Source organism: Streptomyces sp. NPDC054786 (genome assembly GCF_053611685.1).
Genome location: NZ_JBSHAW010000008.1, coordinates 75,111 through 88,804, shown reverse-complemented (window position 1 = coordinate 88,804; position 13,694 = coordinate 75,111). Strand labels below are relative to the sequence as shown.

The 13,694-nt window shown below is 73.5% G+C and carries 11 protein-coding genes and 1 tRNA gene; 7 read left to right on the top strand and 5 right to left on the bottom strand.

What is annotated here, in order from left to right:
• Positions 1-122 precede the first annotated feature (122 nt).
• Both ACWGI6_RS09365 and ACWGI6_RS09360 read left to right on the top strand, forming a co-directional pair.
• A complete protein-coding gene (locus tag ACWGI6_RS09365; protein WP_453266920.1) occupies positions 123-800 on the top strand; it encodes a GntR family transcriptional regulator in 678 nt (225 codons plus the stop codon).
• A gap of 95 nt (positions 801-895) precedes the next feature.
• Positions 896-1,546 carry a hypothetical protein gene (locus ACWGI6_RS09360; RefSeq protein ID WP_393909401.1) on the top strand — a complete coding sequence of 217 codons (651 nt, stop codon included), beginning with the start codon at positions 896-898 and terminating at the stop codon, positions 1,544-1,546.
• A gap of 174 nt (positions 1,547-1,720) precedes the next feature.
• Here ACWGI6_RS09360 and ACWGI6_RS09355 read toward each other — a convergent pair whose 3' ends face one another.
• Positions 1,721-2,485: an SLATT domain-containing protein gene (locus tag ACWGI6_RS09355; RefSeq protein ID WP_453266919.1), complete on the bottom strand. Its 765-nt coding sequence runs from the start codon at positions 2,483-2,485 to the stop codon at positions 1,721-1,723.
• Positions 2,486-2,773: 288 nt separating this feature from the next.
• Here ACWGI6_RS09355 and purD point away from each other — a divergent pair, with 288 nt between their 5' ends.
• The 3 genes from purD (at position 2,774) to ACWGI6_RS09340 (ending at position 8,092) form a co-directional block, all read left to right on the top strand.
• Positions 2,774-4,048 (top strand): phosphoribosylamine--glycine ligase, encoded by a 1,275-nt coding sequence (purD, locus tag ACWGI6_RS09350; RefSeq protein WP_453266918.1) that lies wholly within the window; start codon positions 2,774-2,776, stop codon positions 4,046-4,048.
• A 489-nt stretch (positions 4,049-4,537) separates the two neighbouring features.
• Complete coding sequence (locus ACWGI6_RS09345; protein ID WP_453266917.1) at positions 4,538-6,364, top strand: hypothetical protein; 1,827 nt, start codon at positions 4,538-4,540, stop codon at positions 6,362-6,364.
• 246 nt (positions 6,365-6,610) lie between these two features.
• Positions 6,611-8,092 carry a N,N-dimethylformamidase beta subunit family domain-containing protein gene (locus ACWGI6_RS09340; RefSeq protein WP_453266916.1) on the top strand — a complete coding sequence of 494 codons (1,482 nt, stop codon included), beginning with the start codon at positions 6,611-6,613 and terminating at the stop codon, positions 8,090-8,092.
• Positions 8,093-8,161: 69 nt separating this feature from the next.
• Here the strand turns inward: ACWGI6_RS09340 and ACWGI6_RS09335 are convergent, their stop codons facing one another.
• Positions 8,162-9,061: a LysR family transcriptional regulator gene (locus tag ACWGI6_RS09335; protein WP_453266915.1), complete on the bottom strand. Its 900-nt coding sequence runs from the start codon at positions 9,059-9,061 to the stop codon at positions 8,162-8,164.
• A gap of 101 nt (positions 9,062-9,162) precedes the next feature.
• Here ACWGI6_RS09335 and ACWGI6_RS09330 point away from each other — a divergent pair, with 101 nt between their 5' ends.
• Both ACWGI6_RS09330 and ACWGI6_RS09325 read left to right on the top strand, forming a co-directional pair.
• Positions 9,163-10,488: an MFS transporter gene (locus ACWGI6_RS09330; protein WP_453266914.1), complete on the top strand. Its 1,326-nt coding sequence runs from the start codon at positions 9,163-9,165 to the stop codon at positions 10,486-10,488.
• 97 nt (positions 10,489-10,585) lie between these two features.
• Positions 10,586-11,485 carry a phosphoribosylaminoimidazolesuccinocarboxamide synthase gene (locus ACWGI6_RS09325; RefSeq protein WP_393909394.1) on the top strand — a complete coding sequence of 300 codons (900 nt, stop codon included), beginning with the start codon at positions 10,586-10,588 and terminating at the stop codon, positions 11,483-11,485.
• A 121-nt stretch (positions 11,486-11,606) separates the two neighbouring features.
• Here the strand turns inward: ACWGI6_RS09325 and ACWGI6_RS09320 are convergent.
• The 3 genes from ACWGI6_RS09320 to ACWGI6_RS09310 form a co-directional block, all read right to left on the bottom strand.
• Positions 11,607-11,679: transfer RNA gene (locus tag ACWGI6_RS09320), tRNA-Gly, on the bottom strand.
• Positions 11,680-11,732: 53 nt separating this feature from the next.
• The gene (locus tag ACWGI6_RS09315; RefSeq protein ID WP_393909393.1) at positions 11,733-12,362 is read right to left on the bottom strand and encodes a response regulator transcription factor; all 630 of its coding nucleotides are present in this window, start codon (positions 12,360-12,362) and stop codon (positions 11,733-11,735) included.
• A gap of 65 nt (positions 12,363-12,427) precedes the next feature.
• Positions 12,428-13,684 carry a sensor histidine kinase gene (locus ACWGI6_RS09310; protein ID WP_453266913.1) on the bottom strand — a complete coding sequence of 419 codons (1,257 nt, stop codon included), beginning with the start codon at positions 13,682-13,684 and terminating at the stop codon, positions 12,428-12,430.
• Between the last annotated feature and the right edge of the window lie 10 nt (positions 13,685-13,694).

Genomic DNA, 13,694 nt, shown 5'->3' with positions numbered 1-13,694 from the left:
CGCGGCGCCCGCCCCCCGCGCCCCCGTCGATCGCTCGACCCGCCGCGGGTCGCGCCCCTCGCGGTGGGGGGGGGGGCCCCGCACCCCTCTGCGCGGTCAGGGACGTCGAAGGAGACGCAACGATGGCCGCCGTCGGAGACAGCTCAGTCATACGACGCAGCACCCTGCGCCAGCAGATCGCCGACGCGTTGCGTGACGAGGTCCTGGCCGGCCGGCTGCCGTCCGGCCACCCCTTCACCGTCAAGGAGATCGCCGAGCAGTACGGCGTCTCCGCCACCCCGGTGCGCGAGGCGCTGCTCGACCTGTGCGCGCAGGGCCTGCTCGATGTCGAACAGCACCGCGGCTTCAAGGTGCACGCCTTCACCGCCGACGACTTCCGCGCCATGGTCGAGGCCCGGACCCTGGTCATCGAGGGCATCTTCCGCAGCGGCGCCGACCGGGCGCTGCGGGACACCCCCGCCGAGGTGCTGATCTCCATCCGGCGCCGCGCCGACGAGGCCGAACGGGCCGCGCGGGGCGGCGACCTGGACGTCCTGATCGGCTACGACCTGCGGTTCTGGCGCGAGCTGAGCAGCATGGTGAACAACGCCTACATCAGTGACTTCCTGGACCGGATCCGCGTCCAGACCTGGATGTTCGCGGTGCCGCTGCTGCGCCGCGAGGCCGACCTCCGGGGGCATCTGTGGCAGGGTCACAGCGCGTTGGCCGAGGCACTGCTCCAGCACGACCTGCCCGCGGCCCAGCGGCTGATCGCCGAGTACAACGAGCACTCCCTCGCTCTCGTCGGAACGCGCGGCTAGCACTACGCTGTCCCGACCATCGGCCGTAATGGGCCGTACCCGTAGCTGTACGTGCGCCGGCGTCCCTGTTCCCGACCGGAAGCGAGCCCTCACTCGTGGCATGTGACCTGTGGCTGGTACCCCTCGTCGATGTGCTGTGCCACAGCCCCGACAACCCGTTCTCCGAAGAGATCGCCGCCTACGACAAGGCCCTGACGGAAGCGGGCCTGCCACCGGTCCCGGTCTTCAGCTATATGCCCGGCCTGTCCGGTGACGTCGCTCCCGTCGCCGGCTTCGACTACGACGCACTGCACTTCCTGCGTCGCGCCTACCTGCTGCGGCTGTGCGGCCTGGAGGTGACACCGGTCGACGAACTGGGCGGTGATTACGAGCAGTTGCTGGAGATGTTCGAGGCCACCGCGCAGCAGTCCCATCTGGTGTGGCACTACGACCATGCAGGCGCCTACGTCCCGGTCGACTTCCCGCACCCGCTCGCCAACGACGAACTGCTGGAGGGCGGCGGCCCGCTGGGCTCCTCGCACGGCCTGCTGCGTGACCTCGAACTGGTTGCGCCATCCCTCGGTATCGATCCGGCCAATCCGCCGGCCGCCCCCGCACCGCCGGCCGGCCCCACCTCTCTGGAGGAGCGGGCGGGCGCGGTACCCCTGGACGACAGCCCGTTCGCCCGGGAGCGGCACGTATGGCTCGGCCTGCACGCCGCCGCCACCCGGAGCCTGGGCCAGGGCTCCATGATCGTCTTCAGCTGATACCGGACCGGCGCGGGCGGGAGCGGCAGGGGAGCACGCCCCCGCCGCTCCCGCCCGTACCGGTCCGGTGCATCCCGGTCACTCTTGCCCTCCGTACCGGTGCACCCCGGCCGCTTCCGCCCCGCCGTGCCGGTGAGGTCGCGCTTCCGGGGTGGCGGCTCCGGCGGCCGGCGGTCAGCGCGGTGATTCCGGCGGCCGCTGCCGCGGCATGTTCGGGCGCGTACCGGGCGGCGGCAGCGGGAACCGCGCCGGCTGCCCCGCACCCTCCTGCCGTGCCGCCGCCCACGGCACGATCGACTGGGTAGCCTGCGGCACCGGACCGGCCCGGAACTCCGCCATCCAGTCGGCCGTCTCGGCCCGCACCAGCTCCCCGAGATCCTCGTTGAACCGCCGCAGCACGCCCAGACAGCGCTCCGCCGCCTCACCCGCCGTGCCCTCGGCCGGCCCGAGCACCTCGCGCACACTCTCCACCGCCCAGTCGAACTGCAGCGCCTCCAGCCGCCGGTGAATCGCCTGGGCGGTCGCCAGGTCCCGCATCCAGCCGACGGTCACTCCGAAATACCGGTCGCAGCCCACACACACCGCCGCCAGCAGCAGCGACAGACAGCCCCAGGGGGCCCCGCCCTCCCAGATCCCGGCCAGATCCAGCAGCGGGAGCGCCCCGCCCACCGTCACTCCGCCGGCGGCCCCCAGCCGTAGCGCCCGCGCGCCGCGGCGCTTGGCCAGCCGGCCGCGCAGATACCAGTCGGCGCTGCGCAGCGCGCCCTCCTCGGTCCAGAGATAGAGCGCGTCCAGGCGGTCGGCCGGTTCCCCCCAGTCGCCGAGCGGAAAGACCCGCCCCGCGAGATCCCTGCGGCCGCGCTCGCGGCTGCCGCTCTCCCGAGTGGGGCTGCCGCCCTCCCGAGGGGGCCCCTCGGGCTGCCTCTCCGGATGACTCACCCGTGCACTCCCTCTCTATAGCTCTCCACGGATACCTGCGGTGCATGCGTGACGTACGAGACGGCCGTTGCGCACAGCCCCCTTCCTACCGCCGAACGGCTGGCGTCGGCCCCACGATCACGCGCTTTCCGCCCGGAAGTGGTGCGGGATCGGATATAAGGCCACCGGGTATCTCACCCGAAAGAGTTGCCACCGCGGCGACGCACGGTTTCCAGCCGCACCGGGTCCGTTCGCCGCCCGGGCCCGGCCGACGTCCGGCCGCCCCGGGCTCTCGTCTAGGCTGCCACCGTGAAGGTCCTCGTCATCGGCGGCGGCGCCCGCGAACACGCCCTGTGCCGCTCTCTGTCCCTCGACCCCGACGTCACCGCGCTGCACTGCGCTCCCGGCAACGCCGGCATCGCCGAGGTGGCCGAATTGCACGGGGTCAACGCCCTCGACGGCGCGGCCGTCGCCGAACTCGCCGCCGGCCTGCAGGCCGACCTGGTCATCGTCGGTCCCGAGGCCCCCTTGGTCGCGGGCGTCGCGGACGCCGTGCGCGACCGCGGCATCCCGGTCTTCGGCCCCTCGGCCCAGGCCGCCCAGCTGGAGGGCTCCAAGGCCTTCGCCAAGGACGTGATGGCCACCGCGGCCGTCCCCACCGCCCGCAGCTACGTCTGCACCACCCCGGCCGAGGTCGACGTGGCCCTCGACGCCTTCGGCGCTCCGTACGTCGTCAAGGACGACGGTCTGGCGGCCGGCAAGGGCGTCGTGGTCACCGAGGACGTCGAGGCGGCCCGTGCGCACGCCCTGGCCTGCGACCGGGTGGTCATCGAGGAGTTCCTCGACGGACCCGAGGTCTCCCTCTTCGCGGTCACCGACGGCGAGACCGTCGTCCCGCTGCAGCCCGCCCAGGACTTCAAGCGCGCCTACGACGGCGACCAGGGCCCCAACACCGGCGGCATGGGTGCCTACAGCCCGCTGCCCTGGGCCGACCCCAAGCTGGTCGACGAGGTCATGGCCACCGTCCTGCAGCCCACCGTCGACGAGCTGCGCCGCCGCGGCACCCCCTTCTCCGGGCTGCTCTACGCGGGCCTGGCGATCACCTCCCGCGGAGTGCGCGTGATCGAGTTCAACGCGCGCTTCGGCGACCCGGAGACCCAGGTCGTCCTCGCCCGCCTCAGGACTCCGCTCGCCGGTCTGCTGCACGCCGCGGCCACCGGAACCCTCGCCACCCTCCCGCCGCTGCGCTGGAGCGACGGCGCGGCGGTCACCGTCGTCATCGCCTCCCACAACTACCCGGACACCCCGCGCACCGGCGACCCGATCGACGGCCTCGCCGACGTCGCGGAGCAGGACGGCCCCAAGGCGTACGTCCTGCACGCCGGCACCCAGCGCGACGACTCCGGCGCGGTGCTCAGCGCGGGCGGCCGGGTGCTGTCCGTCACCGCCACCGGCTCCGACCTCACCACCGCCCGGCAGCGCGCCTACCGCGCCGTCGGCCGGATCTCCCTGGACGGCTCGCAGCACCGTACGGACATCGCCGCCAAGGTCGCGGACGAGGCGGCGGAGGCGCAGGGCGCCTAGGGCTTCTCCCGGGACCCGTCCGGCGGTGGTCCGCCGGGCGGGGCTCGGCACGTGCGGGGCGCGCGGACGCGCTCGGCGCGCCCGCTGCGGTCTGTGACATCTCTGCTGGGGCATGTGCCGCATACCGTGACATATGCCCCAGTCCTATAGGTGCAGACCCGGCCGGAGTGCCCATGGCCCACACCCGCCCGGCACCGGTTCCCGGCTTTCCCCAAAGCCATTCCATCGAGTGACCGCACCAGGTATACGGCTGACGAGGCCCACACCCCCAACTAGGGTGCCGCGCAAGCGTCCTGTGGTCGCCGGGCCGGAATCCGGCCCGGTTGCCATGGCGACGTCCGGCAAGTGGCTCACCGGCATTGCGATGTCAGTGGCCGGTGCCACAGTGGTGGTGGAGTGCGAGCGCTCCACTCACCGCGCAATTCTCGTACGTCCGTCCCGTGTTCTCTCCGTCCGGCTCCTTCAGGACAGCAGGGGGTGTACAGGCTCGTGGCAAGTCCGGAAACAGGCGTCCTGGCGGCGCGTGCCCGCGCCCTTGCCGTGCTGCGGATCCGCAGCACGGCGCTGGCCGTTGCACTGCTGCCGGCGGCCGTGGCCGTGGTGCTGTTCGCCGGCCGGGCGACCGGCCATCTCGGCGCGGGCACCGGCTGGGACCTTGCCCGCTGGATCGCCGGCGGCCTCGCGGCGCTCAGCCTTCTGCTGGCCGCGCTGGTCACCGCCGTCGTCGCGCGCGCCAGACCCGCGCTCAGCCCGTCCGTGCCGATCTCCGAGAAGTCGGCCCCCGACCTCTACCGTCTCGTCCGCGATCTCGCCGACCGGCTGGAGGTCCCGGCGCCCTCGGCCATAGCGCTCACGCCGGACTGCGACAGCTGGCTGGAGGACCGTACCCACCGCGCCCACGGCCCGCCGCGCGGCGGGGGAGCGGCGACCGGTGAAGGACGCCGGGCCCCCGAGGCACCCGTCCTGGTCATCGGCTCACCGTTCCTGTGGTGGATGCGGGTCGCCGAACTGCGTGCCCTGCTGGCCCCGGTCGTCGCCGGCACCGGCCCGTCCGCCCACCCCGATATAGCCGCCGCGCGCCGCTTCATCCGCGGCCTGGACGCCGCCGTAGCCGTATCGGCCCGCGCCCGGGGTCCGCTGCGCGCCCTCCCGCTCCGTTTCGTCGGCAGGGTGGCGCGACTGCTGCTGCGCGCCGGCCGCGAACACGCCACGATCATGGAACGTGCCGTCGCGGCCGCCGCCTCCGAGCGCGCGCAGAACGTCGACTACGGCCTGCGGATCGTCGCCCAGGAGCAGGTCGGCCTCGCCTACGCGGGCTGGGACCGGCTGCTGACCCGGGTCGCGCTGCCCGCCTGGCGGATGGGCCGCTGGCCCTCCCGGCTGGACGCCGGTGTGGTCTCCGCGCTCACCGAACTCTCCCGCCGCGACCGCCTCGCCAACGGCTTCGCCTCCCGTCTCGGCGAGCGCCCCGCCTGCGACCTCCTGGAGGAGCCGGGCGCCATCGACCGCGCCGCCTCCTTGCTGGCCGCCCGGCTCTTCCACGGCGGTCCGGCCGAGCCCGGACCCGACTGGTCGCCGGTCGGCTGGAGCCAGTACCCGGAAGAGGTCGTGGACCGGAAGTGGCGGCTGGAGGCCGCCCGTCTCCACCGCGTCCTCGACAACCTCCCGGCGACCGCGCTCCCGGCGGCCCCGCCCACGCCGGCGGCCCCGGACCCGGCCTCCGCCCCGCCCCTCTCGTACGCCCGCTCCGCCACCCGTACGCCCGCAGGTCACCACCCGGCGGACCGCCCCGCCGGCGGCCCGCCGTCCGCCGGCCGGCGCGACGACCGGCCGGCCGCCCCGGCCCCGGGCCCGACGCTGGCCCGCGTCATCGACCGGCTCGCCCAGGGCGAGCAGGCGGGCGATCTGGTCGCCGCCCGGCTGGGCGCGGAGGTCGAGCGCGAGGAGCGCGAGGAAGCGGCCCGCCAGGTCGCCCGCGGCAGCTCGGCGCAGGACGCCACCATCGGCGTGGCCTGGGGCGACGGCATGGTCTCCGAGGGCGGCCTCCCGTTGTTCCCGCTGCAGCCGCCCCGTACGGGCCGCGAACTCCTGGCCGACCACGTCACCGCCATGGTCTGCTGCGCCGCCGTCGACACCGCCGGTGCCGCCCCGGGCCTGGACTGGCTCGACGGTCCGGCGCTGCTGGTCGACGGCGCCCGTCGCGCCGACCTCGGCCGTCCGGTGCTCAGCCTGGTCGACGACGGCGATGCGGAGCCGCTCCGCGGCTGGCTGACGACGGTGGGCGTACGCCCCGAGAAGCCGGTCCGGCTGGTATGACCGGAAAGCCGTACTTATCCGCCGGGCGGGAGCCGGGATCCTCGTCCCGGGCCTCCCGCACCACCGGCTGAATGTTCCCTTCCAGTTCGCATTTCGGGGGCGGTGCCCTCTAAATTCACGACGAAGGGTGACGAAGTGAGTGCGTAATGTGATGTGCTGGGGGATGGCCGGCCGGGTTCGCCCGGCCGGACGCAGCACCGGCTCGATCGGCCGCGGCCGATGGGGGATGCGGGAGGGGAGTGGAAGGTGGCCACGGATCAGATCAGGCGCTGGGAGTCGGGCGCGCTCGCCCACGCGGTCACGGACCCGTTCGGGCAGGGCCCGCTGCCCTGGCTGCGCGACAGCGAGAGCTACTTCGACTCCGGCCGCATCATTCCCTGGTACGTCGACCCCGCCGTCGCCCAGGGCGATCTGCGGGTGCCCGTACCCAGCAAGCACAACGGCCCGCGTACCGCCGATGACGTCCACCGTCAGATCAAGGGCTTCGCCGGCCCCGGCGCGGTGGCCCCCGGCGAAGCCATCGACTTCCGTGTCTCGGTCGATCCGCCCCAGCCGTTCAACATCGACATCTACCGCATCGGCCATTACGCGGGCGCCGGCGCCTCCAAGATCGCCAACAGCCCCCGTCTGGCCGGCATCGTCCAGCCGCCCCCGCTGACGGCCGACCGCACGGCCTCCTGCCACCACTGGTGGCTGTCCTGGCGCCTCCAGGTCCCCACGTACTGGCAGCTCGGCGCCTATGTCGCGGTGCTGACCACCGCCGACGGCCGCTATCGCTCGCACATCCCGTTCACGGTCCGCGACAACCAGCCCGCCGACCTCCTCCTGCTGCTGCCCGACATCACCTGGCAGGCCTACAACCTCTACCCGGAGGACGGCCGGACCGGCGCCAGCCTCTATCACGCCTGGGACGAGGAGGGCGCCCTGCTGGGCGAAGGGGACGCCGCCACCACCGTCTCCTTCGACCGCCCCTACGCCGGCGCCGGACTGCCCCTCCATGTCGGCCATGCCTACGACTTCATCCGCTGGGCCGAGCGCTACGGCTACGACCTCGCCTACGCCGACGCCCGCGATCTGCACGCCGGCCGCGTCGACCCGTCCCGCTACCGCGGCCTGGTCTTCCCCGGCCATGACGAGTACTGGTCGGTGCCCATGCGCCGTACGGTCGAGCGCGCCCGCGACGCCGGCACCTCCCTCGTCTTCCTCTCCGCCAACACCATGTACTGGCAGGTCGAACTCTCGCCGTCGCCCTCGGGCCCGGACGCCCTGCTCCACTGCCGCAAGCGCCAGGGCCCCGGACGCCCCGCGCTCTGGCGGGAGTTGGGGAACCCCGAACAACGGCTGATGGGCATCCAGTACGCCGGCCGAGTCCCCGAGCCGGCCCCCATGGTCGTCCGCAACGGTGAGCACTGGCTGTGGGATGCCACCGGCGCCCACGAAGGCGACGAGCTCCCGGGCCTGGTCGCCGGCGAGGCCGACCGCTACTTCCCGCGCACCAGCCTCCCCGAGCACACCCGCCGCATCCTGCTCGCCCACTCCCCCTACCGCGACAGCGAAGGCGCCCGCCGCCATCAGGAGACCTCGCTCTACCGCGCCCCCAGCGGCGCCTGGGTCTTCGCCTCCGGCACCTTCGCCTGGTCCCCCGCTCTCGACCGCCCCGGCCATGTCGACGAGCGCGTCCAGCGCGCCACCGCCAACCTCCTCGACCGCATCTGCAAACGCGACTGACCGCGCCCGCCGTTCGTTTCGCCGTGCCGTGCCGTGCCGTGCCGTGCCGTGCCGTGCCGTGCCCGCCCGCTAGCGCGCCGCGCGCGGCCCCAACTCCCGTGCCAGTGCGACCGTCAGCGCCCGGAAGATCCGCACCTCCTGATTGGGGTCCCCGGCGCGAGTGGCGAGCACGCTGTGCGCCCACGGCGCGTCCAGCACCGGCACGTACGCCGTGCCCGGCCAGGGGTAGTAGCGCGCAAACGACTTCAGCGCCGAGCCCGCGCCCCGCCCCGCCGCCACGCTCGTCAGGCAGTCGTGCGGGGTCAGGGCGCAGTCGGGACTGCGGCGTGCGCCCTCGTCGAAGTAGAGGTAGTCGGTGAAGGGCCGGGGCGTGTGCGGAGGCAGCCGCAGATACGGCAGGTCGATGATGTCCGCCAGCCGCACCCCCTCCCGCGCCGCCGCCGCGAGCCCGGACGCCGCCGGCACCACCACGATCCGCTGCTCGGTCGTCAGCACATCGACCGCTATCCCCTCGCTCTGGAACACCGGCCGCACGAACGCCACGTCCACCCGGTCCTCACGCAGCGCACTGCAGTGCTCGGTAAAGGTCAACTGGACCAGTGACAACGGGACTTCGGGCCGCGCCCGGCGGAAGGCGCTGACCGCGGCCGGGGTCACCTCGGCCGATCCGTGCCCCATGACGCCTACCCGCAGCGGCCGGCTCGGCGCCGCTTCCCGGGCCGCTTCCGCCACATCGTCCATGGCGGCGTTGGCGGCGGCGAGCAGCGTACGGGCGTGGGAGACCAGCCGTCGCCCGGCCGCGGTCGGCACCACGGGGCCGCGCTCCAGCAGCGCGGCGCCGAACTCCCGCTCCAGCTGCTGCACATGCCCGGTCACCGCTGCGGGCGACAGAAACAGCCGGGCCGCCGCCCGCCCGAAGTGCCCCTCCTCGACCACGGCAAGAAACGAGGAGAGCCGCCGCAGATCCATGCGGCCCACGATAATTCCGGACCCGCGCCGCCGCCGGGTCCGTTCACATTTCCTGAACGGGGGAAGCGCCACCGCCCGCGCAGCCCGTACAAACCCCTTCCATGACGACCACGGCACCCCCCACCGGCCGCCACCCGCTCCTGCACCGCCACTGGCTGCGCACCGGCTGGGTGATGACCGCCTCGGGCTGGAGCGCCAACCAGTTCTCCGCCCTCCTCGGTGCCTACCACTCCGACCTCGGACTGACCGCGGCGACGACCACCGCCCTCTTCGGCGTCTATGTCCTGGGCCTGATCCCCGGCCTGCTGCTGGGCGGCCCGGCCGCCGACCGCCGCGGCCGCCGCCCCGTCGTCCTCGCCGCGCTCGGGCTCTCCGCGCTGGCGACCGGACTGCTGATGGCGGGTTCGGTGGTCACCGGCCTGCTGTGGCCCGGCCGTTTTCTGACCGGCATCGGCGCCGGTGCGCTGCTCGGCGCCGGCAGCGCCTGGATCAAGGAGCTGTCCTCACCTCCGTACGACACCCACTCCACGGGCGGTGCAGCGGCCCGCCGTTCGGGCCTCTTCCTCTCCGCGGGCTTCGCCACCGGCGGGCTGGTGGCGGCGCTGACAGCCCAGTGGGCCCCGGCGCCCATGCTCACGGCGTACCTGCCCCACCTCGTCCTCTCCCTGGCCGCCGCGCTCCTGGCGGCCCGCGCACCGGAGACCGCCCGCCCCGGCGGCCGGCCGGCGGCCCCGGCATCCGACGCGCCCGCGACGGCGCCGGCCCCTGCGGCCGGCTCGACGGAGGTACGGGCCCCCGCGCCGTACGGCCCTGCGGCGGAACCGTCCACCGCCCCCGCCACCGCCCCCGCCACCGCCACCGCCCCCGCCACCGCCTTCCGCCGTCTGGTCGCCCCCGTCGCCCCCTGGGTGTTCGTCGCGCCCAGCATCGCCCTCGCCACCCTCCCCGGGCTGGTCGATGCCGGGCTCACCGGCTGGCAGACCGTGTACGCCGGCATCATCACCGCCGTCACCCCCGGCACCGGCCTGCTCGTCGCGCCCCTCGCCCGGCGCCTCGCGGCCCGGCACCGCATCGCCACCGCCGTCGCCGGTCTGGCCGCCGTCATCCTCGGCCTGCTCCTGGCCGCTTTCGCCGTCGCCCGCATACGGCCCGATGCCGCGCTGCTCGCCGCCGCCGTACTCGGCGCGGGATACGGACTGTGTGTGGCGTACGGCCTCACCGAGGTCGCCGCCCTTGCACCCCCGGACGGGCTGGCCCGCTTCACCGCCCGCTTCTGGGCCCTGTGCTACCTGGGCTTCTGCACCCCGTACGCGATCACGCTGCTCACCGGCCCGTTCGCCCCGGCCACGGTGCTGCTCGCGGCGGTCGTCCCGGCCGCGGCCACCCTCGCGCTGATCGCCCGCCGGGGCACCCGCCCCACCGTCTGACGCCCGCCTCCACGGCGTACCCGGCCCCCGTCCGTCACCTCCGGCCCGCGTAAGGGAGAATCGGTATGACTCCTGGATCAACCTACGCGGAGGAAGCGTGCCCGGTTTTGTAGAAAAGCCTGAGCCGGTGGAGGTTCCCGGGCTCACCCACCTTCACACCGGCAAGGTGCGCGACCTCTACCAGAACGCCGCCGGCGACCTGATCATGGTCGCCAGCGACCGCACCTCCGTCTACGACTGGGTGCTGCCCACCGAGATCCCCGAAAAGGGCCGCATCCTCACCCAGCTGTCCCTGTGGTGGTTCGAGCAGCTCGTCGACCTGGCCCCCCACCACGTCCTCTCCACCGACGTCCCGGCCGGCGCTCCCGCCGACTGGGAGGGCCGCACCCTGGTCTGCAAGTCGCTGCGGATGGTCCCCGTCGAGTGTGTGGCCCGCGGCTACCTCACCGGCTCCGGCCTCGCCGAATACCGGCAGACACGTACGGTCTGCGGGCTGGCCCTCCCCGAAGGCCTCGTCGACGGCTCCGAGCTCCCCGCGCCGATCTTCACCCCGGCCACCAAGGCCGCCGTCGGCGACCACGACGAGAACGTCTCCTACGAGGAGGTCGTCCACGAGGTCGGCGCCGATGTGGCCGCCCAGCTGCGGCAGACGACCCTTGCCGTCTACGGCCGGGCCCGCGACATCGCCCGTGAGCGCGGCGTCATCCTGGCGGACACCAAGTTCGAGTTCGGCTTCGACGGTGAGCAGCTGACCCTGGCCGACGAGGTCCTGACGCCCGACTCCTCGCGCTTCTGGCCCGCCGACCTGTGGCAGCCGGGCCGCGCCCAGCCGTCCTTCGACAAGCAGTTCGTCCGCGACTGGCTGACCTCCCCCGCCGCGGCCTGGGACCGTACGGGCGAGCTGCCGCCGCCCGCCCTCCCGCACGAGATCGTCGAGAGCACCCGCGCCAAGTACGTCGAGGCCTACGAGCGCCTCACGGGTCTCAGCTGGTCATGAGCCCCCTCCGGCCCGGGTCCGCACCCGAGCCGGAGAACCGGCACCCGGCCCGCAGCCACCGCCCGGGGCACACGAAAAGGCCCCGTCCGGCATCGCTGCCGGACGGGGCCTTCTCCTTCTGAGCGGACGACGAGGTTCGAACTCGCGACCTCAACCTTGGCAAGGTTGCGCTCTACCAACTGAGCTACGTCCGCATGCTCCGTGCAAGGCTCCTGGGATCAGTCGCCGCCGCGCGGTGCGGGCACCACTATAGCCAACCTCGCTCGCGGGCGAGGCGCGCCGCGGCGTGACGGTTCTCCGCGCCCAGCTTCGCGGTCGCCGACGAGAGGTAGTTCCGTACCGTCCCCGGCGACAGCGACGCCCGCTCCGCGATCTCCGCGACCGGCGCCCCGTCCTCGGCGCATTCCAGCACCTCCGCCTCCCGGACCGACAGCGGCGACTCCCCGGCACTGATCGCATCCGCCGCCAACTCCGGGTCCACATAGCGGTTTCCGGCATGGACCGTGCGTATGATCTCCGCCAGCCGCTGCGCCGACACCGTCTTCGGCACAAAGCCTCGCACCCCGGCCGCCAGCGCCCGCTTCAGATGCCCCGGCCGCCCATGACTCGTCACGATCATGGAGCGGCACCCCGGCACCTCACCGCGCAAGGATGTGGCCACCGCCACACCGTCCGCCCCCGGCATCTGCAGATCCAGCACCGCCACATCCGGCCCGTGCGCCCGGGCCATCGCCCGCGCCTCCGGCCCCGACGCCGCCTCGGCCACCACCAGCAGATCGTCCTCCAGCGACAACAGCGCCGCCAGCGCCCCACGGATCAGATGCTCGTCATCCGCGAGCAACACCCGGATCACCTCGCCACGCACCCCGTCGCTCACCCGTCACCCCATCTCTCCGCCCACCACGAATCCTCCCCGCACCGTGCCGTCCCCCCCGGGGGCCCCTACCCCGCCACCGCTTCCATCGGCAGCTCGACCGTCAGACGGTAGGAACTCTTCAGGACCGGACCCGACGTCAGGGTGCCGCCCAAGGGATGGAGTCGTTCCCGCAGCCCCTTGAGGCCGTTGCCGGGCAGCGAGCCGGTCCCGGTCGTGCCCGGCTGGGGGGTGACACCGTCGTTCTCCATGGTCATCACGAGCACCGAGCGGTGCGGATCGATCCGGGTCCGCAGCGCACAGTGCCGCACCTCGGCGGCATGCCGCAGGACGTTCGTGGTGCCTTCCCGTACGACCCAGCCGAGCGCCGACTCCACCTCCGGCGGCAGCCGCGTCCCCTCCCCGCCGTCGATACGGCAGTCCACCCCGGCCGCCCGCAGGATGGAGCGGGCCCCCGCCAACTCCGCCTGCAGATCGGCCTTCCGGTAACCGCGCACCACCTCCCGTACCTCCCGCTGGGACTCCTGGGCGATCCGCTGCACCTCCACCATCTGCTCCACTGCCTCCGGCCGCTCCCGCCGGGCCAGCTGGACCGCCAGCTCGCTCTTCAGGGCGATCACCGCAAGATTCCGCCCCATGACATCGTGCAGATCCCGGCCGAACCGCAGCCGCTCCTCGGCGACCGCGAGCCGGCTCTCGGTACTGCGCGCCGCATCCAGCTTCCGGACCACACCGAGCAGCCAGCCCGTGGGCCGCGCTATCGCCAGGCTCCACACGCCGGCGACGACCAGCAGACACGCCAGGGCCAGCGAGCCCAGCCAGTGGCCCGTGAACAGGGCGAGCAGCAGGGTGAGTCCCATCGCGGCGCCGGTCAGCGTCGCCAGGAATCTCCGCTTGGAGACCACCAGGCAGTGCGCCATGAAGAACGGTGTGAGGCTGGCGCCGGCCGCCAGGGACATGGTGCCGAGGCTTTCCCTGTCGGTGATCCCGTTGACCGCGATCAGTATGAACAGCGCGATTTCGGCGGCGAGCGTCAGCACACCCGAGACGAGCAGCAGGCCGCGCGGCGTCGCCCCCAGCTTCAGATAGCGGTTCAGAGCCCGGTTCAACAGCGGGACGGCCAGCACGCACTGAACCACATTCAGTCCGGTGGCGACAGCGGCCAAGGTGGCCGGCAACGGGCCGCCCGCCGGCTTGCCCATGACGGGCATCACCCCGCCGAACACGGGAAGCCAGGGCAGGGCGTACAGAGTCCAGCGGAAGTACGCCTCGACCATGCCCACCTGGCTCCGCCGTCGCCACATCGCCTGCAGCCGTCCGATCATGCGCCGCTGC